General features: G+C 40.2%; 28 protein-coding genes. 17 read left to right on the top strand and 11 right to left on the bottom strand.

The window, feature by feature from the left end; all coding sequences use genetic code 11:
• Window positions 1-82 precede the first annotated feature (82 nt).
• The 10 genes from KZ793_RS18455 to KZ793_RS18410 form a co-directional block, all read right to left on the bottom strand.
• A complete protein-coding gene (locus KZ793_RS18455) occupies window positions 83-367 on the bottom strand; it encodes a SymE family type I addiction module toxin (protein ID WP_225816657.1) in 285 nt (94 codons plus the stop codon).
• A gap of 142 nt (window positions 368-509) precedes the next feature.
• Window positions 510-695, bottom strand: coding sequence for an XRE family transcriptional regulator (locus tag KZ793_RS18450; RefSeq protein WP_225816656.1), 186 nt, complete (start codon window positions 693-695; stop codon window positions 510-512).
• Window positions 696-1,298: 603 nt separating this feature from the next.
• On the bottom strand, window positions 1,299-2,483 hold the full coding sequence (locus KZ793_RS18445; protein ID WP_225816655.1) for an Arm DNA-binding domain-containing protein: 1,185 nt from the start codon (window positions 2,481-2,483) through the stop codon (window positions 1,299-1,301).
• On the bottom strand, window positions 2,435-2,650 hold the full coding sequence (locus tag KZ793_RS18440) for a hypothetical protein (protein ID WP_049582256.1): 216 nt from the start codon (window positions 2,648-2,650) through the stop codon (window positions 2,435-2,437). Before KZ793_RS18440 ends, KZ793_RS18445 begins: the two co-directional genes overlap by 49 nt.
• A gap of 4 nt (window positions 2,651-2,654) precedes the next feature.
• Entirely contained in the window at window positions 2,655-2,825 is a 171-nt protein-coding gene (locus KZ793_RS18435) for a hypothetical protein (RefSeq protein WP_167337833.1), read from the bottom strand.
• A 567-nt stretch (window positions 2,826-3,392) separates the two neighbouring features.
• Entirely contained in the window at window positions 3,393-3,581 is a 189-nt protein-coding gene (locus tag KZ793_RS18430) for a hypothetical protein (protein WP_011147664.1), read from the bottom strand.
• A 51-nt stretch (window positions 3,582-3,632) separates the two neighbouring features.
• Complete coding sequence (locus KZ793_RS18425; protein ID WP_225816654.1) at window positions 3,633-4,130, bottom strand: siphovirus Gp157 family protein; 498 nt, start codon at window positions 4,128-4,130, stop codon at window positions 3,633-3,635.
• The gene (locus tag KZ793_RS18420) at window positions 4,130-5,737 is read right to left on the bottom strand and encodes a hypothetical protein (protein ID WP_317987486.1); all 1,608 of its coding nucleotides are present in this window, start codon (window positions 5,735-5,737) and stop codon (window positions 4,130-4,132) included. The genes KZ793_RS18425 and KZ793_RS18420 overlap by 1 nt, the downstream gene beginning before the upstream one ends.
• Window positions 5,738-5,897: 160 nt before the next feature.
• Window positions 5,898-6,149 carry a hypothetical protein gene (locus tag KZ793_RS18415; protein ID WP_225816652.1) on the bottom strand — a complete coding sequence of 84 codons (252 nt, stop codon included), beginning with the start codon at window positions 6,147-6,149 and terminating at the stop codon, window positions 5,898-5,900.
• A 15-nt stretch (window positions 6,150-6,164) separates the two neighbouring features.
• Window positions 6,165-6,509 (bottom strand): hypothetical protein, encoded by a 345-nt coding sequence (locus tag KZ793_RS18410; RefSeq protein ID WP_225816651.1) that lies wholly within the window; start codon window positions 6,507-6,509, stop codon window positions 6,165-6,167.
• A 284-nt stretch (window positions 6,510-6,793) separates the two neighbouring features.
• On the opposite strand from KZ793_RS18410, the gene KZ793_RS18405 reads away from it, so the two are divergent.
• Window positions 6,794-7,030, top strand: a complete 237-nt coding sequence (locus KZ793_RS18405) for a hypothetical protein (protein ID WP_225816650.1) — start codon at window positions 6,794-6,796, stop codon at window positions 7,028-7,030.
• A gap of 509 nt (window positions 7,031-7,539) precedes the next feature.
• Here the strand turns inward: KZ793_RS18405 and KZ793_RS22735 are convergent.
• A complete protein-coding gene (locus KZ793_RS22735; protein ID WP_317987485.1) occupies window positions 7,540-7,911 on the bottom strand; it encodes a hypothetical protein in 372 nt (123 codons plus the stop codon).
• A gap of 140 nt (window positions 7,912-8,051) precedes the next feature.
• On the opposite strand from KZ793_RS22735, the gene KZ793_RS18395 reads away from it, so the two are divergent.
• The 16 genes from KZ793_RS18395 to KZ793_RS18320 all read left to right on the top strand — a co-directional run bounded on the left by KZ793_RS18395 (window position 8,052) and on the right by KZ793_RS18320 (window position 19,721).
• On the top strand, window positions 8,052-8,279 hold the full coding sequence (locus KZ793_RS18395; protein WP_225816649.1) for a transcriptional regulator: 228 nt from the start codon (window positions 8,052-8,054) through the stop codon (window positions 8,277-8,279).
• 57 nt (window positions 8,280-8,336) lie between these two features.
• Entirely contained in the window at window positions 8,337-8,786 is a 450-nt protein-coding gene (locus KZ793_RS18390) for a toxin YdaT family protein (RefSeq protein ID WP_225816648.1), read from the top strand.
• Between the two features lie 14 nt (window positions 8,787-8,800).
• Window positions 8,801-9,025: a hypothetical protein gene (locus tag KZ793_RS18385; RefSeq protein WP_049582246.1), complete on the top strand. Its 225-nt coding sequence runs from the start codon at window positions 8,801-8,803 to the stop codon at window positions 9,023-9,025.
• Window positions 9,026-9,042: 17 nt separating this feature from the next.
• A complete protein-coding gene (locus KZ793_RS18380; protein WP_397443635.1) occupies window positions 9,043-9,804 on the top strand; it encodes a helix-turn-helix domain-containing protein in 762 nt (253 codons plus the stop codon).
• The gene (locus KZ793_RS18375; protein ID WP_225816646.1) at window positions 9,801-10,385 is read left to right on the top strand and encodes an ATP-binding protein; all 585 of its coding nucleotides are present in this window, start codon (window positions 9,801-9,803) and stop codon (window positions 10,383-10,385) included. The genes KZ793_RS18380 and KZ793_RS18375 overlap by 4 nt, the downstream gene beginning before the upstream one ends.
• A 1-nt stretch (window position 10,386) precedes the next feature.
• Window positions 10,387-11,754 (top strand): replicative DNA helicase, encoded by a 1,368-nt coding sequence (locus KZ793_RS18370; protein WP_049582243.1) that lies wholly within the window; start codon window positions 10,387-10,389, stop codon window positions 11,752-11,754.
• A gap of 543 nt (window positions 11,755-12,297) precedes the next feature.
• Complete coding sequence (locus KZ793_RS18365) at window positions 12,298-12,969, top strand: hypothetical protein (protein ID WP_049582242.1); 672 nt, start codon at window positions 12,298-12,300, stop codon at window positions 12,967-12,969.
• 15 nt (window positions 12,970-12,984) lie between these two features.
• Window positions 12,985-14,184, top strand: coding sequence for a helix-turn-helix domain-containing protein (locus KZ793_RS18360; protein ID WP_225816645.1), 1,200 nt, complete (start codon window positions 12,985-12,987; stop codon window positions 14,182-14,184).
• A gap of 100 nt (window positions 14,185-14,284) precedes the next feature.
• Window positions 14,285-14,878, top strand: coding sequence for a DUF1367 family protein (locus KZ793_RS18355; RefSeq protein ID WP_225816644.1), 594 nt, complete (start codon window positions 14,285-14,287; stop codon window positions 14,876-14,878).
• A gap of 54 nt (window positions 14,879-14,932) precedes the next feature.
• A complete protein-coding gene (locus KZ793_RS18350) occupies window positions 14,933-15,448 on the top strand; it encodes an antiterminator Q family protein (RefSeq protein WP_225816643.1) in 516 nt (171 codons plus the stop codon).
• 179 nt (window positions 15,449-15,627) lie between these two features.
• A complete protein-coding gene (locus tag KZ793_RS18345; RefSeq protein WP_074524840.1) occupies window positions 15,628-15,828 on the top strand; it encodes a hypothetical protein in 201 nt (66 codons plus the stop codon).
• Between the two features lie 101 nt (window positions 15,829-15,929).
• Entirely contained in the window at window positions 15,930-16,973 is a 1,044-nt protein-coding gene (locus KZ793_RS18340) for a DNA-methyltransferase (RefSeq protein WP_225816684.1), read from the top strand.
• A 605-nt stretch (window positions 16,974-17,578) separates the two neighbouring features.
• Complete coding sequence (locus KZ793_RS18335) at window positions 17,579-17,761, top strand: phage holin family protein (RefSeq protein WP_225816642.1); 183 nt, start codon at window positions 17,579-17,581, stop codon at window positions 17,759-17,761.
• Entirely contained in the window at window positions 17,745-18,281 is a 537-nt protein-coding gene (locus KZ793_RS18330) for a lysozyme (RefSeq protein WP_225816641.1), read from the top strand. Before KZ793_RS18335 ends, KZ793_RS18330 begins: the two co-directional genes overlap by 17 nt.
• A gap of 59 nt (window positions 18,282-18,340) precedes the next feature.
• The gene (locus KZ793_RS18325) at window positions 18,341-18,823 is read left to right on the top strand and encodes a lysis protein (RefSeq protein WP_317987484.1); all 483 of its coding nucleotides are present in this window, start codon (window positions 18,341-18,343) and stop codon (window positions 18,821-18,823) included.
• A 274-nt stretch (window positions 18,824-19,097) separates the two neighbouring features.
• On the top strand, window positions 19,098-19,721 hold the full coding sequence (locus tag KZ793_RS18320; protein ID WP_225816640.1) for a hypothetical protein: 624 nt from the start codon (window positions 19,098-19,100) through the stop codon (window positions 19,719-19,721).
• Window positions 19,722-19,769 lie beyond the last annotated feature (48 nt).

Below are 19,769 nucleotides of genomic sequence, written 5' to 3'. Positions count from 1 at the left end.
GCACTACTCTGATTGAATCGTCCTCAAAATGTTGGATAACCATCCAACATTTAAAGGTGTAGTCCATTTATGCTTTAGTCTATTAGATAATCATCAACCCACCAGGATAATACTTAATCCAGTCAATAGCAGCATTGGGGTTAAATGGCTCAATACTCAGTCCTTCCAGGCATTGCCAGAGTTCCTGGGTGTTCTGGGCGGTAATAACAATACAGTCCGGCATCACCCGGATCTTTAGTGGCATTCCGAAGGTAAATCCGGCCTCCTGTAACCATTTTCCTTTTAAAGAAATGCCGTTTTTAGCTACCTTGCCAAAACGTTCGGCTTGGGAAATTCGGCGAATTGTTTTATTATCGCATTTAGCCATAATTAACTACCTCATATAGTTAGTTGTGGTAAGCAGGGTTATCGGGTGCCCGCCCGGTAGCTCTGCGTTAGTGAAAATAGTCTCTCAATGTTGAATTATGAACTATAGGTCACCTTTCTGCAATAAAAATGTGACCTATAGTTTACCTAGACTTTTCTTTTTCAGGTAGTCCATTGAGGGCATCATTCCAGTGTTGATCCCGTTCTATATTATTCACTATTTTGCTGATCCATGTTTCTGATTTGCCCCACCGTATAGCCAGTTCGCGGCGCGTCCAGCCTTTTCGTTTCATCTCAGACTTAAACAATTCTGGCGGTATACGTTTCAAAATTACTCCACAAATATAAACTGTTTATCGACACATCATAGTATAGACATTTCGCCGATAGGGTGACATTGGTAAATAAAATGACCGCTTAAGTGGCACAAACCGAACTCCATGAACATAGGATATGCCACACCAGAAATACCGATCACTAAGGCGATTGTTATATGAAGTTGAGTTACATGTGTGCATCAAAAGCTGGTGGTATCAGGTGCTGGATTTATAAATAATGTCCTATGAGGCAGAGATCCGATGGAGCATTTTGCATTATAATAGAGGTGTTGGCCCTTTTAATGAGTATAGTATTAACACCTGACTGTGAGGAGTTGGTTGCTGTGCTACGGGCATAAAAAAACCAACCTAATTATGGTTGGTTTTTCCAAAAGCTCCGCGGCTCCTTTGCGTATTCTTTTGTGTCCCTTCATCGTCCGGTCAGTGTCCAATCAACTTTGCTAACTCGCTGTTTTTAAAGCTGTTGTCCTATCACTGTCCCTACTAATTTGGTGGAGCTGGCGGGAGTTGAACCCGCGTTAATTGTTTTGCATCTTATTGTTATACATAACATTTTTATGAAATATCTTCGCCGCGTATCCTTTGTGGCTCCTTTCATGTCCTACTACTGGCCTGTTTAGGTTTGTATGTGCTGTTATCATATTCCTTCAGATATGAGCCATAATGTCTGAAAAGCATCTCTGGACCTTTATGCCCCATTTGAGCGGCAAGCCAGAAAAGATTAACCCCTTGGCTGATGTGCTTTGTTGCAAATGTGTGCCTTGTTTGATAAGGGTTGCGATACCGAATTCCCGCCTTTTTTAGTGTGGGTACCCAGGCTTTTTTACGAATGGCATCTGCACCTGCCCAAGCCTCACCTTTTTTGGGGTCCTCAAAGACCACTTCGCCTTTCATAAAAGTGAATGCCTTCTGATTTAATAGGGCTGACATAGCGTTAGTATCCAGTTCAACTTTTCTGGTACCGGCTTTTGTCTTTGTTCCTTTTATTATTCCTACTACTCGTGCCGATTGGACATGTGCGGTTTTGCCAATGAAGTCGATATCTTGCCATCGAAGCGCGCATAACTCGGAGCTTCTAAGCCCTGTATGTATCGCAAAAAGGAATAAATTTTCCCATTGTTTTTGTTTATTGCCTGCTGCTGACAGTAATGCAGTAACCTCGTTAGGAGATAGAGGGTCAACAATATATTCGTTATCGTTTTCTATTCGTTCAGTTTGATACCGTGATGCTGTGACTAAATTCACAGGATTCATACTAATCAGGCAATCAGTAACTGCTTCATCTATGGCGCTTCGTAAAAATGACAGATTGTTCCTGATTGTTTTCAGAGCAGTTGATCGTTTTTGAATCCAAGTTTTTAATATTGCTGGTGTTAGCTCTACAACGGGAATTTTATGTAATTCAGATAGAGCAGTTTTACATTTTTTATATCCATTAATTGTGGATGGTGATAAATTTCGGGTTTCACAGATTTTTAAATACTCATCTAAATAATCTTTTATTGTTTTGCCTTTATTGACATTTCCGAATATTTTTAAACGTGATGAATTAGGGAAATATTCAGCATAAATAAAAGTATCTCGTTCAATTTTATTATATATTTCGCCGAGTTTGCGCTCGGCATATTTAATGTTTTTGGGTGTCACTTCTAGATTTGAGAGGGGTTCTCGGCATTTAACCCCCTTGTATGTAAAAGAGATATTTATAGTTTCACCAGAACGATGTTTCCTTACTGTAATTCCTCTGGGCAATTTACTATACTGTTTTTCCTGGCCCACTTAGCTACCTCATTTAAATCAATCCAGCGTTCCTTAACACCTTCAACTTTCAATACATGTACGCCATCACGCCAAACGCCGCGCTGAATGCGCTTATTAATTGCATCAACTGTTTCCCCTGTTGTATAGCAATAAGCGGATATGGGAACACATTCAATATTCACCATTTATTTACCTCACATGGTTTTGCCTCATCATTGATATAATAATCAGATCAACGACAGCACAAACACGGGTAATATCACCCTGATTGCAAGATGTATTTTTGACACTGGCTGCTAATCTTCCCAATTTAATATCGAAGTTGGTTAATAACTGTTGTCCTGGTTGCCAGGGTTGCATGATGGTTCTCCGGTCAGTGGATTTACCATCATGCTATTCATTATGTTACTTGATTTCTGATTAAGCTTAATCAGTTTTGAGTGTGAATTATGGCTCCAATGGGTAACACTCAAAAATTCCAGGACTTTGCATCTCCATATCTGCTATGCAGTTTTTTTCATCCGGGTAAGTATGGCTGTAAGGAATGTACTGGCAGTTTGTCGAAGAACATACAAGTAGAAACAGACCGTATATCATTTTCGGTCCCTCATTTTCTCGATAGCCTGAGAATTGGATACTGGAATTATTTTGACGTCAAACGGAAAATCATAGAGTACATTGCAACTCCTATCGATAATGATGATCCCATTACGACCATCAGGTAGCGTTAATTTAACAATTTCATTTTTGCTGTGAGAATGTCTTAACATGGGTCTGTCTCTTTTAATTTACCTTCAATCTCGCATTCTGCTGCTGTTTTCCATCTAATAGATACATGCCGAGAAATACAAACGTAAATTCTACATGCTTGTGGAATTTATTTTCTGACATTATTACCTTGTGTTAATTTAAGGTAATGTTAAATATCTAATGGAGGTAATGTTGGTTATTCCCAGTTAATTCATTTTCCATTGAGGCCAGTAATTTATTTTTTAACTGAGCAATGATTTTCTTTTCTTCATCTGTAATATCTTGACTTTCTCCTGTTATCCATTCTACTTGGTATTTATTTAGGTTTTCATCAAACGAGATAATGATTTCTAATCGTGCAGCCATAAATCACTCCATATTATTTATTGCCCCAGTATTTGTGGGACGTAATGAATATTAACGTACTTGCAGGTTTCTCTCACCGATTTCAATATGAGCTCCTGGTACATTGATACCGTTTTCAATAGCTTCTTTGATGGCTTTTTTGTCCGGGGCGGTAATTGTCTGCACATCAACTAACTCATCAGGTAATTTTGACTCATCATCAATGATGACATTCATAAGACCTTTTCTGGCTGTGAACGTGTTTTTGGTAGTTCGTAGTGAATCCATGCCCGCTTTCAGTAAACAATCCAGGGCATACTTTTTTAGGTTTTTTACTTGCCTTTCGAATGATTTTTTACGGTCAGTAAGTCGCTTAGACTCATCAGCAAGAGTCTTGGCTTGGCCTTCGATATTGCGAACATGGATCATGATAGCATCAAGTTTATCACCGATAGTACATTCGATACTTTCAAGTGTATCGGCGATATCTTCTGGCGAGAATTCGCCAGTTTCTACCAACTGTTGTAATTTTTCATAATCTGCTGCTAATGCAATTGCGGTTGTAGTCATTAGTTTGCTTTCTCTAATTGAGTTAAACATTCTTTCTCTATTTCATTCAAGCGACGCAGACGACCGGATAAGTACTTTTCGTAATCCTTGTCTCCTTTGGCCTTGGCGTTGCCTAAATGAATGCCTAATTCACGGATAAGGGTAGATGCTATGCCGCGAATTTCATTTTTGCTGACAGCGGTACGCATAGTTTCTGTATTACGGGTGAACTTATCGTCTAGTTCCTTGCGTAATCTGACTAGATCCTCGGCCTTATCACTGGCGGCCTTGATTTCAAATTCAATGTTGTTGTCGGCCAGATATTCAGGGTTATCATGCATACCCATAAATACATCAGCAGAAAATCCAAGCATCGATAACGCTTTCTTTATGGCATCGGTGAGTGATTTCTTGATGGCTTCTCCATCTGTTTTAATTCCATATTTGGTTCTGTACATGTATGGTGTTGCACCATAACTTTCAATTTCAGCGCAAATGTCACATTCGACCAGATACCAAAAGAGAATTTTGATAGAGTGATTTTGTTCACATATTAATGTGCCGTCAGAATCACGTAAGAATCGGCTCCCAATTTGTTTATTTTTATCGTCATAGATAGGTTCTGACATGGGGGCGCCATTGATCAGTTTTTCTTCTGTGACATTACAGCCCCATCCATAACCGAATGGTCCGAATAGTTCTGTTGCCCGCATAAACATATAGTTACTGTTTATGCTTGTACCGTTGAACCCCATTCCCTCTAATGGTTTTGTAAAGTGGGGATCGGTGCGTTGGACTGCTTTCCAGATACGGAGATTCGTTTGCTGCTCATCGCCTTGTGCCTTGATAGTTTCTTCCAGCAAATTGGCACGATGTTGGAAGTTATCATCATTGGTGTTCAGGGTAGCAGCAGGAGGCAATGAGGTGACTTCATCATCCGCCGTAGTGTCTTGTGCAGTCTTTTCTACCGCTTTGTCCTCTTTGGTTTGCTTGGTTTTTCTGGTCTTAAGAGACGTGGTTTCGCTTTTTTGCTCTTTAACCTGTAGTGCCGCCTGTGGGGGTTCAACCTCATCTGGAGCGACATCTGTTATTGAGGCTTCTGATGTTGACATCGGATAATCGGAAACTTTGGGTTGCTCTTCTGGTAATTCAATGGATATGTCGGTATTACCTAAAGCACAGTTTAAAAATTCCTTCATAGCGATGACATCGGCCAGAAATTCAGGACGGCGTTTACCTTCACGCACGATGCTGAAAAGCGTTTCTCTTGGAATGGACAGAGCGTCGGTTCTGATGCGAAATGCGGTGGACCATTGCCTCCATGTTTCATTGTTGTCTGCTATCAGTTGCTTAGCTTCTTTTATACTATGTGACATAATCGCCCAGCAATGAAAGTCACCGTCTAGTAATGCCAGTGCAATTTCCAGATCTAACGTGGCGTAAGTGTGGTTAAAATCACGCGTAGTAATAGATGAGTTTTTCGTTGGTTCGAGTGTTCTAGCCTGCCATGTGGTGCCGTTGAACTCGTATTCAGTAGCAAATTTTTCGTCAAATTTACCAATTGGTGGGCGAGGGGAGCCTTGTATATCTTTACAAATAATCGGTTTTGATGTGTTGAAGTTGCTCATATCGTCCGCGTACTCTTCCCCAAGGTAAACAATGGCCATAGCTTTAGCCAGTTTTTCGGAATTGGTTTTGAGTGCGATTGCAAGTGGTACGGCCCCATTTTTTTGAGCTTTTTTTGTCGGCTCAAAGACACAGATATATGTGAACATTGGTCTTACCTCTTTAATGAATTGCTTTTTTTGCCAGTCTTATTGCTGCCTTAATCCCGGCTTTTGGCATTTTGACTTTTGGATATAATCCCTTGACAGCATTTGAATAAACCATTCCCGTCGTTGGGTAATATTCAACCCGCCTTTTGCCACCGATAATAGATATATGCATAGTTTCGTTTGTTGTATCGCTATTATTTTCATGCTCAATAGCAATTAAACCATTATCTAGGATTAAATTAATTACATCATTTATGTTTTTCATAAATACACCTAAGAATTAATAAGGAATTTCTTCATCAGGTTTAGAAATTGGTTTTTCTTCAATGCATAACAGTGATTGAATACGGTCATCAAGTTCAGATGCTTTAGCATGAGCTTCCGTAAGAACTTTATTTTGTTCTTTCTTTAAAGTGTCAATTTGTGAATTTATAAAGTCTGAGCGACTAATATTTGGATACGGGATTTCTATATCATGAATAGCGACAACTGTACCAAAGATCGACGCATTTCCGTGTTTACTTGCGTCATGTGGTAAGACAGTGATGTTCATTTTTCGTGAAATGTTATTTTCGATAGCGTGAACATAGAGCTTTACTTGTATTGTTTCTTGTTGTGCTTTCATAGCAACTCCTGATATATTATTAACGATCAATGATGGAAATCATTGGTCTTGCCTCTTCTAGCGAGTTAGTTCTCGTTAGTAGAAATTCCCGGTTAGCTTTGGTCGGCGATCCGGGGTAAAAGAACCCACCACTTCGGTGGGTTTTTTTACATCTGTTTATTCTTAGTTTTTCTCCATATTGGTATTAGTTGGTACGGACTGATCAACGATAAATACCATTCAGGGATTATGGTTTTAATAAATGCTTTAAACAGGCCGATGAATCGGTCTAATTTATATTCTGCATGTCATTACACATAAGAGCTGTTGTTCGATTGGTTAATGTGCGGGTCTTTCCCCGCCGTCCGTTGATTCACGCAGTTTCTAAGAAACCCGGCAAGAAGAACCGTAACGCATCAACTGCCAGTGTTTTTCGTACCATTCCCACCGCTGGCTGGGGAATCCTGGTGTTGGTTGATCTTTCCTCTTCCATTCAGGTAAATACAGTTGTCATGTGTGGTAATCATGGCAGGTCATGTTGAGCGCTGCGGTTCTCCTCCTTCATGACAATTGAAATTGTAAATTTGGTTCTGAACACTTAACCTAAACGGCTGCTGTGCCGTGTTACTGATTAGCAAATCATCTACCTCTTCATATGCTGGTAGCAGCTACTGCGTGGGCGTCCTGCCTGTTTGCTGTTGAAATCAAGTTTAGTAATTAATAAACTTAAAGTAAAGTAAAAATTAAACAACGAGAAGAGCTTATCGAAGTGTTAAGTTTAACTATTTGATTTATTTTAATTTTTATTTTTATATCTATTTCAAGGTGTGAACTGAATGAATTTTCCCTTGGTGATAGCACTATAAAATAGGATGGCCAAGATAGTTTTAGAGATTCTCCATGCATATAGCATGATAATTTTTTAGTGTTAGTTAAAGGTTAATTAATTTTTGGATTGAGTGATTGAGGGTTAACGGTTTATTCCGTAGGGTTCAGAGTAAGATAAAAATCTTATTGATAAATAAGAAAAAAGTCGAGTGGCGACTTTTTTCTATGCTTTCTTTTGCTTCTTTTTATGTAATAATTCTTCTAGTAAATTATCATAATGCCGTTTTTTATCTTCAAGATTTTTTATCAGATCATCGGCATCACTATCTGGTAGTTCGTCGAACAGTTCTAGAAGAACTTTTTGTTTAGGAGTTAATGTTACTTGTAGTGGACTTCCTAATTCGGGGGTGTTTGTATCGGCGTCTAAATAACCATCTGGCATTCGATAGTCTTGTTCTAAACGTCTCGCGGCTTTTTCGCCGAAAGATGCTTTACCGTTCATAAGCTGTGACAAATAACTCTTCTCTTTTTCAGGAAGAGTTTTATCGGAAAACCAATCTTTTAGGCGTTGTTGCCTGATGTTCTTCATGCTCATTTTATTTATAAGAACCTACGTATCTGGGATTTAACTATTTTTCCTACCAGTTAAATTGTGATTAGTATTTACTAAATAAGCAAATGCTTGACAAATGTTTAGTATTTATTAAACTTTCTGTATTTCTAAAAGGGGTAGTTATGAAACTAAATGATTACATTTCTAATTTAAAGCGAGGTGAAGCCAAACTTCTTGCTGAGAGGCTTGGGGTATCCAGCTCCTATTTATCACAAATGGCACATGGATATGCTCCAGTTCCTCCCGTTAGGTGTTTTGATATAGAAAATGCAACCAATGGAAAAGTGACAAGACAAGATCTTCGTCCTCATGACTGGCAGAAAATATGGCCTGAAATAAATGCTAACTGAGCAGTCAGTAAAAAAACTGATTCTCAATAATCAACATTGCGACAGGAGACGTAAACAATGGAACAAAATATCAACGCCCTGAAAGCCGAAGTCGAGGCGTGGGCAGCAGAGAAGGGGCAGGAGTATGTAGCAATCGAAATAAGCCGAATGTACTTCTTGCTTTGTGAAAGAACGGTATCAGCCAAACTGCACCCCATTGAAATAAATGGAAATGCTAATTGGAAAGCTATCAATAATAACAGGCAGCAAATTTTCAGGTGGTTGCGCAGTGATTCAAGGGCGGCACGAAGAAAAGTATCAGAGTTGTTACCCGCTATTCAATCAGCCCTTCCACTTGAACGCAAAGCTAGAGTTAATGGTGAAACAATTAATTATTTGATATCTATTGCGATTCGTGAATTTACGGCAGTGATAATTGCAATTCTATTGGGAGGTTTAGGAGGTAGTGACATATCACAACAAATAACTGTTGCGATATCAGCACTGCATGCTTTGACAAACGTTTAAAAGAGGCAAGACCAATGCTTAGAACCATAGAAAAGATCGTCTGTTGTAATAAGTTTCGCCTGAGTGGTGAGTTTGTAACTATAGAGCAAATTTCAGAAATTTATGAAGGGTACAGAGAAGTTGCGTTAAATATCTGGGAACAATATGAACGGCAAAAGGCCAAATTGCTGGAAGAGTCTCTTACCCTTGAACGGTGTGAGTCAGCTTGCTGTCAGATTGCTAAAATACTTGGAGCTTGATTATGAGCATGTTATTGATGGTAAAAGCCATGAGTATCAAAGTCGGTAATCCACTTCGTAAATTGGTACTGATTAAGCTGGCTGATAACGCTAATGACCAAGGAGAGTGCTGGCCGTCAGTTGCTTACATTGCTGAACAATGCGAAATATCAGAACGCTCTGTACAAAACCATATTAAACAATTAGTTAAGGATAACATTGTTAATGTTGAGGAAAGGAAAACGAAGAACGGTTTGAATCAATCAAATGTGTATTTACTCCATTTAGACAATTCCAGTAATAAATATGGTGCATCTCTTGCACTCAGTGGTGCAAATGTTACGGGGGTTAGTGGTGCATCTCCTGCACCCAGTGGTGCAAATGCTGCACCCAGAACCAGTCACAGAACCAATCACTCTTTTGAACCAGTCATAGAACCTAAAACCTCATTTACCCTTCAAGGGAAAAAGCGAGAGGAAAAAATAAAATTTGATCCTCTTACAGCTAAGCCTGAAAACGTCAGCGCCGATGTATGGGCTGATTGGGTTAATTTTAGACGAGAGATAAAAAAACCTCTGACGGAGACTATGTGCAAGCAGCAGGGTATAAAACTTGCCAAATGTGATCACCCTGATCAAGTGATTTGTAATTCTATTGCGAATGGATGGCAGGGATTATTCCCTGAAAAATCCCAAAACCCACGAACTCAATTAAATAATCATACTGGTTATGAAAATAAAAAATATGAGTTTCATAGCGCTTACTGGGCTAAGGAAATTGATTCGGGAGGTGTGAAGTGAACACTTTTGATTTGCTGAAATCAATTAACATTGCTCCACGTTTTGAACATGCCAGCTTTGAAAATTATCAGCCTATTAACAAAGCTGCTCAACATAATCTGAAGACTTGCCGAAGTTATGTTCAGACCTGGAAAGAACGCAAAGTTGCGGGTGAGGGGATCATCATGTGTGGCCGTCTTGGTACCGGGAAAACTCATCTGGCTGTTGCGACATGCCGTGAAATAGTCACTCAGAACGGTATCAGTGCGTTTATTACAACTGCATCACGTATTATCAGGGCGTTTCGTCGTTCATGGAGTAATGATGCTGACACCAGCGAGTTCGAGACACTGAGGTTTTACAGTGAGTTGGATTTGCTGATCATCGATGAGATTGGCGTTCAATACGGCACTGAATCAGAGCGAAATATCTTGTTTGAGGTGATTAATAACCGATATGAAGATTTATTACCAACGATCCTGATCAGTAATTTGCCAATGAATGACCTGCCGGTGTTTTTAGGGGACCGAGTGTTAGATCGAGTGTTACAGGGTGGGGTAGTGTTGGCTTTTGACTGGGATAGTTACCGGAGGGGGCAGTAGTATGAATGAGCTCAATCTAGAGTCTGCGGTTATAAGCGGATTGTTGTCAGGTGGTGCAACGCAGGATGCTTACGATGTTCTTGCAACGTTACCAGAAGAGGCGTTTAGTTCAGGTTTTTTGCGTCGTGTCTACGTTGAAATCAAAAAACAAGCGTTCAGTAGCTCCCTGATTGATCCAATATTCATCGCTGAGGCTATGAGTGGAGATGGTAATACATTAGCTAATGTCCTGGAGTTGAGTAAGAGCCCTGTTTGGAATGCAAACCTGAAAGGCTATGCCAATAAAGTTAGTGAATATTGGTATGTTCGGCGGGTTACAGCAGTGATCAACGCCGGTCAACAGGCGTTACTGGAAACTAAAAATCATACTCAAGCACAACATGTCATAGCGGGCTTTATGTCCACTATGGGGGAGTTAATGCGAGATACTGGCAACCTAGTTCCCGTGCACATCAAGACATTGGTTGAAGGGTACATTGACACACTGGAGAGGCGTAACTTAGGTGAGGATAGTCGCGGCATGATTATGACAGGTATTGAGCCATTTGACTCGTTGACGGGAGGATTTAACCCAACTGATTTAATTCTCATCGGCGGTCGTCCCGGCATGGGCAAAACAGAACTGGCACTTTGCATGATTGAGGGTATGACGAGGCATGGAGGGGCAGTATTGCTGTTTTCAATGGAAATGGCAGCACAACAAATTACAGAGCGTATGGTTGCTGGTTCTGCCCAACTGTCAGTTTCCAAATTGAGAAGTGGTGAATTTTATGATGAAGATTGGGTTCGTATATCTAACGCAATAAGCGAGTTAATAGATCGCGATATTCATATTCTTGATGCTAGTGAATTAAGCGTTGAGCAGATATGTGCTATCAGTGAAACTCATAAACGCAGGTATCCGAATCTGAAAGGAATTTTTGTTGATTATCTGGGATTGATAGAAAAGCCCAAAGCCGAACGTAATGATCTTGCTATCGCTCAAATATCTAGGGTCCTCAAAGGACTGGCTAAACGACTGCATACACCAGTTACCGCATTGAGTCAGTTATCAAGAGAAGTTGATAAGCGGCCAATGCATCAACGTCGTCCTGTTGCGGCTGATTTAAGAGATTCAGGTAGCTTAGAGCAAGATGCAGACAGGATTATTTTTACTTACCGGGATGTTGTTTATAGCCCACGAAGTCCAGCCAGAAATTATGCTGAGATTATTTTGGATAAAAATCGTCACGGTGAAACCGGAACGATATTCCAGGAATTTAAAAACGGGCATTACTTACCAACTGATCAAATTGTTGCTGCTGAAATATGTCGTACACAGCAACAGACTAAACAAAAAGAGCGCCGATACGCGGACAAAGCATTTTAACTAAAGACCAAAAGAGGCAGACCAATATGACCATAAACAGTAAACTGATTCTATTAGATAATTGGGGTATTTATTAATTATCCCATTTTGGTGTAGTGCCGAAAACATCGCTATCTTACAAAGTTAGACTTGAAAGCTAGTCGATTCAATGTAAACGCCAGCAGGATGCTGGCTTTACCAAAATAGAATTGCTGGTGGATAACTAAGAGCTGGAGATGCTGAAGCTCAATTGTACTCTTCGAAGATCGGATAGGGAATCTTACAAAGTTAATGAATACCTCACTATGCTGATTAGGATGGATGATCATTCATGAAAAAAGTAGGTAGTTCAGTTGCATAAACAGCAAAGTGAAAAGTGTGTGGGAAAGCCTTTTTGTAGCTGAATATTGTTTTTCTAGTGAAGTGGCCTGCTGGAACACACTGGGATGGTATAAGAGTTGAAGTTGTATTTGTAACGTACAAATTACATATTAAGTATATTGCTTGCGTTCAAAACGAAAAAAAAATACCATAAAATCTGCTTAACGCAATCAGGGTATCTAAATGAGCATTAACGACACACAAAGTGATATTACCGATTTGATAATAAACGCTTTCAGGCGTGATTTTTGGCTTAACGTACAAGATGAATTATATGCTAAGTATGCCGCAGCACAGGAAGTAACTATAGGCGATATATTAAAACTTGGTGAGCCGGAGCAACGTAGATTTAGGCCTCAGGCTAGGCACTATGGCCTTAACTCAGCTTTGAGGGAAGCTGCAAGTCGTTCAGGTTATCTTTGTTACGATGCTGATACATCCCCGAAAGGGGAGCATTATATTATTATTGATTCAGAAGGTGTTAAAATTAGCCGTATTGGGTTAAATCACGATGAGCGCCACATAAGGGGCGCGAAACATCGTTCATTGATAGCCCAATTGAATGAAAAATTTGAAGGCTATACTCCAGATCTTTTTAGAGAAGAAGATAGTAAACATCATAATGACATTGATACGTTAGGTGTGTTGTTAATAAATATTAATCCACCATATCATGAATCTCAGGCCAGCATGATGGATTTAAGGATTGTGGTTCCTTTTACCAATATGAAAGGTTTTCACTATAATAAATCTGTAACGGAGCTTTTAGCGCTCTATACTGGAGAGAAAAAGATAGTCATTCCTGATATGGTTTTACCTAAGCTCAAGAAGCGCCTGAAGGATCAGGAAAAATAGAATAGGTGAGACATTATGAGAGTGGGAATTTCTGGTTTCCAATCTGAAAGGTTGACACAGATAAGAGAAGCGAGGGGATTATCGAAAATTAACCTTGGTAGGTTAGTGGATCGTTCGCCATCAACTATTACCAAATGGGAAAACGGTAATCATTCCCCCGATGCAGAAGTATTGCATAGCTTAAGTCAGATTCTTAATTGCCCGGTAAGTTGGTTCACAAAGCCTATTGTTAAGTACGAAAAAAAACCAGTATTCTTTCGAACACTTTCAACCACGGCAAAAGACTTATGTATTGCCTCAGAGCGATACATGGGATGGTTTCAAGAGTTATCATGTAAGATGCAAGAATATCTTGATTATCCAGAAGTTAACATTCCTCATCTTAGCGTAAAGGATTACAGAGCGATAGATGATCAGTTGATTGAAAGAATGGCTTTTGAGTGTAGGAAAGCTTGGGGATTAGGTATTGCACCGATAGATGATCTATTGCTTGTAATGGAGAATGCGGGGATAGTCTGTTCCAGATTTGAACAAGGTAGTTCTGTAATGGATGGCTATTCTCAATGGAATGACTTAGAGAATAGACCGTATGTGGTTTTAGCTAGTGACAAAGATAACTATTATCGTAGTCGATTTGATGCTGCTCATGAATTAGGTCATATAGTCTTACATCGATATATAAATAAATTTGATGCTATTAATTTTAATCCAATAGAAGAGCAAGCACATAAGTTTGCGTCGAGTTTCATGTTGCCGGAAGAGTCATTTTCTGTAGAGCTTCCGCCATATCCTACATTACAGAATTTCATATCTTTAAAAAATCGCTGGGGGATGTCGGCACAATCTATGATCCTTAGAGCGAGAAATTTAGAGTTAATATCTTCTCTGGAATATCAGAGGTTATATAAAAATATTTCTGCTAGAGGTTGGCGAAAAGGAGAGCCGCTTGATGATCTTAGAAAACCAGAGTCGGTTCGTTTGTTACCTAGGTGCTTGAACCTATTATTGGATTCTGGAACTTTTAGTAAAAAAACACTTCTTGAGGAATTTGGTTTCCCAAAAGGAGATTTAGAGGATTTATGTTCAGTTCCTAAGGGATTTTTGTCAGAATCACAGGTACTTGATTTTCAATCCAGAATACAATTGAAGAGTAGTATTAATATATCTACGACACAACAAGATACAAACGTCGTTAACTTATTTAATAGAAAGTAAAATTGGGAATTAATACTAACACCTGTTATTCTATTCGTATCGGCCTGAACATCCGATAACCTAAACAAAAGCTGCTGTGTCATAACTTTGAGGATAAGTGATGACGCAGCATAGTTTTATCAAAATCTCGAATGACACCCTGAGACCGGCGACTCCCGCAGCTAGGGAATACCTGCACTTCAAAGTGAAGTGTGGCGATGTGCTTTATGCGGATTTTAAGAAAGCACGTAACCCGCGTTTCCATCGTAAATATTTTGCCCTTCTGAATCTTGGCTATGAATACTGGCAACCTACTGGAGGCACTATTTCCCCGAAAGAGAAAGCGCTTGTGCGTGGCTACGTACAATTTCTTGCACACTTCGCGGGCAGTGAAGATGTCTTACAATCCGCTGCGGATGAATATCTTGCTGGCATATCCAAAAACCGAGCCCAGAACATTACTGCCACCAAATCCTTTGATACCTTTCGGCGCTGGGCAACAGTGGAGTCAGGGCACTATGACACTTACGAGATGCCTAACGGAAGTCTATATCGTGAACCTCGTTCAATCAGCTTTGCCAAAATGGAAGAGATGGAATTTCAGGAACTTTATAAAGCCACATTAAACGTGCTTTGGAACTTTATATTGTATCGCAATTTCCCGACTAGAGAAGCTGCTGAGAATGTCGCCTCTCAGCTGTTCGATTTTATTTAATGCAGAGCGAGACTAATGACCAAAAGTGAAAAAGGAAGTTGAAGAGGTACGGCTATGTCGGGTGTGATGTTTCCAACGGATGGGCTACAGTTGAGCCAATCACAAGAAATCTGGTTGCAGGATTGGTTATCTAAGTTTGGCGCGTGGGTTTACTCTGGCAGGTTTGATAAACGTCAGAGCAGTATGATTGCTGAGTTTATGGCGACAGTAGAGCCGAGAGGTTATCCAGAACGTCCGATATGTAATGATGATGATGGTATGTTAATCGCTAGGGTAGTAGACCATATTTACCATATTGATCGGGTTGCATTTGGGATGTTGCTTAGTCGATATGTTTATTGTGTATCTGATAGAGCAATTGCTAGGCATTATCATGCAACGGTTCAGCCAAGAATTATGATCCGCAGAAATGGTATGTTGCGTAAGCGAAAGCCATCAATGTCAACTTGTCGGCGTGAGGTTGAGGAAATATTAAGAACAACGGAATATTTGATTTATCAACCATTGCAAGATGCCTTTATAAGACGGGAACAGGAAAGAAAATCAAAACTTTTGTCACGAACGTGTTGACATCTTTGAACTTATGAGCCACCATTTTAGTATATGTTGCGATAGTAGCATTCGTGACTGATAGCCTCGCCCAGTGCGGGGTTTTTTATTGCCTGAAATCCAGATAAAACTTGCTGTTGTCATCGGTCAGAGTTACATGTGTGTCTATGCACGTTAACTGACCAAAGGTTTAAATTATCATGCTAAAACATGAAGATATGACAACAATAGCCTCATGTGTTTTAGAAACCGTACCAATGTATGACTGGGTTTCTATTCCTGATGTTTCAACTCTGACGGGGCTATCAACGCCGCGTTGCCAATTACTTTTAACTCAATTTTGTCTGGCTGGATTGATGGAAAGCCGGGACAACGACACCTTTTTCAAGCGTTGCCCCTGATGGGGTAACTTCTTAAGCGGTGAAATGGACGGCTGGTGGAGTTGACAACACCAGCCATTCGCCTGTTCTGTGCTAACCAGAGAGTAAGCCAGTATCGATTTATGGAAAATATTGTGAATTTAAGTGATATCACATTAATTAATGACGACTCTCTACGATTTATCAAAATGTTACCAGACAACTGCATAGACTTAATTGCCACTGATCCGCCCTATTTTCGGGTAAAAGAGTGTGGTTGGGACAGACAATGGGAGGATGTAACGGTTTATCTTGCATGGCTGGATGAAGTACTGACTGAATTCTGGCGTGTGCTGAAACCCAACGGCAGTTTGTATATGTTTTGTGGTTCGCGTCTGGCGTCTGATACGGAAATCCTTGTTCGTGAACGGTTCAATGTGCTTAACCACATTATCTGGGCAAAACCTTCTGGTCCGTGGCGCAGACAGAATAAAGAAAGTTTAAGGGCTTATTTCCCTGCTACTGAACGGATCATATTTGCTGAACATTATCAGGGGCCTTATCAACCCAAAGGTGATGGGTATTTCCATCAGTGCCGCGAACTTAAGCAATATGTCTTTAAACCGCTTGTGGACTACTTTCGCAACGCACGGAAGGCGTTAGGTGTCACAGCAAAAGAAATTCATAAGGCAACGGGAAAGCAGATGGCCAGCCACTGGTTCAGCGATAGTCAATGGCAATTACCCAATGAAGTGGATTACCAAAAGCTGCGAGTACTATTCGCTCGGATAGCCAGAGAAAAACACCAGAACGGAGAATTAAACAGGTTGTATCATGAGTTAGTAGAATCTCATCTTACTCTGTCACGCCAATATGAGGAATTGAGTCTGGAATATGGGCTACTGCGCCGTCCGTTCTCGGTGACGGTAGATGTGCCTTATACTGATGTCTGGTTTTTTCCACCTGTTCAGTATTACCCTGGCAAACACCCTTGTGAAAAGCCAGCCGATTTGATGGCACATATTATCCAGTCTAGCAGCCGGGAAGGAGATCTAGTGGCAGATTTCTTTATGGGATCGGGCGCAACACTAAAAGCAGCACTAAAGCTGAATCGTCGTGTCTTGGGTGTAGAATTAGAAGAAGAATACTTTAATCAAACTAAGCAGCAAATTGGGGCGATGATATGAATAACTACCTCGCTGAGGTGAGGGGTTATTTGAATTTCTCTCATTAGTTGTTATGGCGAAATAATGAATTGTTGGATAGTATTTGGCGGATTTCATCGTCAGAAAGTGGTAGTAATCTCGGTGAACAGAGATTAACGTTTTGACTTGAAGTAATGTTCTTAGCGAGATCTATATAAGCTCTGAATTCAACTTGACTGTGTCCACCTTCATTCATTTCCATCGGCTGAATAATCACATGATGGTTTGATAAAAAAAAGTTATACCAAGTATTTTTCCTCACTTTTTTTATTAGTTTTTTAAGCAAAAACATTGCAGGTATCATTTACCTTAGTAATAAACGAGATGTAGTAAAGGGAGTGTCGGGGGTACCAGAGACTTCTTTACCAGTACTGACGTTGCGAACAACAATTTTATTAACATATAGTCGTATGTAAATTAAGCTCATAAAAATGTGTATTTCAGGTAATGCAAATTTGTTATAAGTATACGTTCTTCTCTTAATACAGTGAAGTCTGGTTCTCACTGAGTCTTTTAAATCAATACCGGGCAAATCAGCCCAAACAATTAAATTAACTAAATGATCACCCCATCAGTAGGATGGAATTATGCGTATGGACAAATACACCAGCCCTATTGCATATACTTGGGGCGCTTTTACAGTAATGCTTGGCGCTCTGTCGCTGAACGACTGGGCTATCATTATTGGCATTATCTGCACTGTTGGTACTTTTGGGGTCAACTGGTACTACAAGCATCGGGAGTTTAGCCGCAATGACAAAGACCAGTAAATTAAGTGCTGCGATTATCGGTCTGGCTCTCTCTGGTGCAGGTGCTATGGCGATACTGTCTCAGTTTTTGGACGAGAAAGAGGGTAACCGGTTATCAACGTATCAGGATGCGGGTGGAGTCTGGACAATCTGCCGAGGTGTGACTCGGATTGATGGAGCTCCCGTTCGTCAAGGGATGAGGTTAATACCGAATCAGTGCCGTGACCTCAATGCACAAGAAGCAAAGCAGGCCATCGCATGGGTAAAACGCAATGTGCGGGTGCCATTAACTGAACCTCAGATAGCAGGTATTGCCAGCTTTTGCCCGTATAACATTGGCCCATCGAAATGCTTCTCTTCCACGTTCTATCGAAAGCTGAATGCCGGAGATAAGAAAGGTGCTTGTGCTGAGGTAAAGCGTTGGGTATTTGACGATGGTCGAGATTGCCGACAAACCAAAGGGCAGGCAAGCGGCTGTTATGGTCAGGTTGAGCGACGCGCCCAGGAATCGGAATTAACTTGCTGGGGGTTGGATGAATAGACATTCGTTGGCCGGAAGATTGTTTCTGTTTGGTTTTGTTCTTACTTTGATAGGTAAAGATGGATGGGGTTGGTTTCTGGGGTATTGTTGCTATGAAATTTAGCTTTCATTACTACACGATACTAGCGTTGATCCTTATTTCATTGGCAGAGTATTATTATCACTCTGAGTTACAGAAAGAACGGCATATTGCGAAACAGCGGCAATCAGAAATCCAGAAACTCACAGATACGATCAACTATCAGAATTCTCACATCTCAATGCTAAACGAATTAGATGTGAAACACACGGGAGAGCTTACAAATGCGAAATCTGAAATTGATGTTCTTCGCAATGATGTTGCCGCTGGTCGTCTCAGGTTGCGCATCGCGGCAACCTGTCCAAAGAGCGAAGCCACTGCCTCCTCAGGCGTGGGCCATGCAGCCACCCCACGAGCTAACCCAGCAGTTGAACAAGATTATTTCGATCTCCGAAGAATGATTGTTGAGAACGAGCAGCAAACGAAATACTTGCAGGAATATATCAAAACCCAGTGTCAATAGCTAATCCAGAGCATTCTACTGACAGAGTGCTCGATAGTAGTTATTTAATCCGGCGTGGTATTTAAAATGCCGGGGATTTATTAAACTGAGAAGAATTTAACTCTGAATTTATCTCGTAGACAAGTTTCTCTTTTACACAAATTTGTTATTACCAAAAAGCAGAACAAAAAATCCATGATAAAATTAATAATGCAGTTCTGTTAATTGTTGTCAAGATATCCAATGGCTGTTTATGTATTTTTATTATTCTTACATTGATATGTGGAGAATTACTATGCGAATTATTAATTCAATTAGGCGTAAAGCCTTGCAATTATCTGTTTTAGTGTCCTTTTCTTTGCTGTCTGCTCCATTACTCTCTGCTACGTATTACAGTATAACCATTGATAATCAAACGAAATACAAGATAACAGTATATTCAGCTCAATCCTATGGATATTGCACATACATACCATCAGGTGGGAAGCCTTATTCCATAGAAGTAGGACCAAGAAAGCAAGGGGTTTATACATGGAAGGATGATAATAATCTTTTTGATGGGTGTATTAATAATCCTAAACTTACATCATTTAAGTTTATTACATCGGATATGAAGTTGCTATGGGACGGCCGTATTGGGATGATAGTTCGTCCTTCATGGTATTATGGATTCTTCTATGCCAAGCAGTATTGTGCAGTTGATTTCTACAAGAGTGTGCAAGATGGTTCGCCTCCTCCATCCTATATTCGCGTTAGCATTAACTCAAATTCGGTGGATATTAAACCTCTCTCTACAATGCTGAATGGTCCATACTCAAACTTAAGTAAATCATACAATAATGGGACGATTACACTAACAAATCCTCCAGAAGGAACCGTTCTCGCCCCTACTAGCTATCCTTATGCATGCTGGGATTAATTATTAATATAACCACCTCCGGGTGGTTTTTTATTCTTAACTGAAAAC

The sequence above is a fragment of the Photorhabdus antumapuensis genome, from assembly GCF_020387775.1.
GTDB classification, from domain to species: Bacteria; Pseudomonadota; Gammaproteobacteria; order Enterobacterales; family Enterobacteriaceae; genus Photorhabdus; species Photorhabdus antumapuensis.
This window is presented reverse-complemented; position numbering and strand designations above follow the sequence as displayed.

Coding starts and splice junctions, on each gene's coding strand:
- KZ793_RS18455 (WP_225816657.1), bottom strand. CDS start 367: ATGGCTAAATGCGATAATAAAACAATTCGCCGAATTTCCCAAGCCGAA.
- KZ793_RS18440 (WP_049582256.1), bottom strand. CDS start 2,650: ATGGTGAATATTGAATGTGTTCCCATATCCGCTTATTGCTATACAACA.
- KZ793_RS18435 (WP_167337833.1), bottom strand. CDS start 2,825: ATGCAACCCTGGCAACCAGGACAACAGTTATTAACCAACTTCGATATT.
- KZ793_RS18430 (WP_011147664.1), bottom strand. CDS start 3,581: ATGGCTGCACGATTAGAAATCATTATCTCGTTTGATGAAAACCTAAAT.
- KZ793_RS18425 (WP_225816654.1), bottom strand. CDS start 4,130: ATGACTACAACCGCAATTGCATTAGCAGCAGATTATGAAAAATTACAA.
- KZ793_RS18420 (WP_317987486.1), bottom strand. CDS start 5,737: ATGAGCAACTTCAACACATCAAAACCGATTATTTGTAAAGATATACAA.
- KZ793_RS18415 (WP_225816652.1), bottom strand. CDS start 6,149: ATGAAAAACATAAATGATGTAATTAATTTAATCCTAGATAATGGTTTA.
- KZ793_RS18410 (WP_225816651.1), bottom strand. CDS start 6,509: ATGAAAGCACAACAAGAAACAATACAAGTAAAGCTCTATGTTCACGCT.
- KZ793_RS18405 (WP_225816650.1), top strand. CDS start 6,794: ATGTCATTACACATAAGAGCTGTTGTTCGATTGGTTAATGTGCGGGTC.
- KZ793_RS22735 (WP_317987485.1), bottom strand. CDS start 7,911: ATGAGCATGAAGAACATCAGGCAACAACGCCTAAAAGATTGGTTTTCC.
- KZ793_RS18395 (WP_225816649.1), top strand. CDS start 8,052: ATGAAACTAAATGATTACATTTCTAATTTAAAGCGAGGTGAAGCCAAA.
- KZ793_RS18390 (WP_225816648.1), top strand. CDS start 8,337: ATGGAACAAAATATCAACGCCCTGAAAGCCGAAGTCGAGGCGTGGGCA.
- KZ793_RS18385 (WP_049582246.1), top strand. CDS start 8,801: ATGCTTAGAACCATAGAAAAGATCGTCTGTTGTAATAAGTTTCGCCTG.
- KZ793_RS18380 (WP_397443635.1), top strand. CDS start 9,043: ATGGTAAAAGCCATGAGTATCAAAGTCGGTAATCCACTTCGTAAATTG.
- KZ793_RS18370 (WP_049582243.1), top strand. CDS start 10,387: ATGAATGAGCTCAATCTAGAGTCTGCGGTTATAAGCGGATTGTTGTCA.
- KZ793_RS18365 (WP_049582242.1), top strand. CDS start 12,298: ATGAGCATTAACGACACACAAAGTGATATTACCGATTTGATAATAAAC.
- KZ793_RS18360 (WP_225816645.1), top strand. CDS start 12,985: ATGAGAGTGGGAATTTCTGGTTTCCAATCTGAAAGGTTGACACAGATA.
- KZ793_RS18355 (WP_225816644.1), top strand. CDS start 14,285: ATGACGCAGCATAGTTTTATCAAAATCTCGAATGACACCCTGAGACCG.
- KZ793_RS18350 (WP_225816643.1), top strand. CDS start 14,933: ATGTCGGGTGTGATGTTTCCAACGGATGGGCTACAGTTGAGCCAATCA.
- KZ793_RS18345 (WP_074524840.1), top strand. CDS start 15,628: ATGCTAAAACATGAAGATATGACAACAATAGCCTCATGTGTTTTAGAA.
- KZ793_RS18340 (WP_225816684.1), top strand. CDS start 15,930: ATGGAAAATATTGTGAATTTAAGTGATATCACATTAATTAATGACGAC.
- KZ793_RS18335 (WP_225816642.1), top strand. CDS start 17,579: ATGCGTATGGACAAATACACCAGCCCTATTGCATATACTTGGGGCGCT.
- KZ793_RS18330 (WP_225816641.1), top strand. CDS start 17,745: ATGACAAAGACCAGTAAATTAAGTGCTGCGATTATCGGTCTGGCTCTC.
- KZ793_RS18325 (WP_317987484.1), top strand. CDS start 18,341: ATGGATGGGGTTGGTTTCTGGGGTATTGTTGCTATGAAATTTAGCTTT.
- KZ793_RS18320 (WP_225816640.1), top strand. CDS start 19,098: ATGCGAATTATTAATTCAATTAGGCGTAAAGCCTTGCAATTATCTGTT.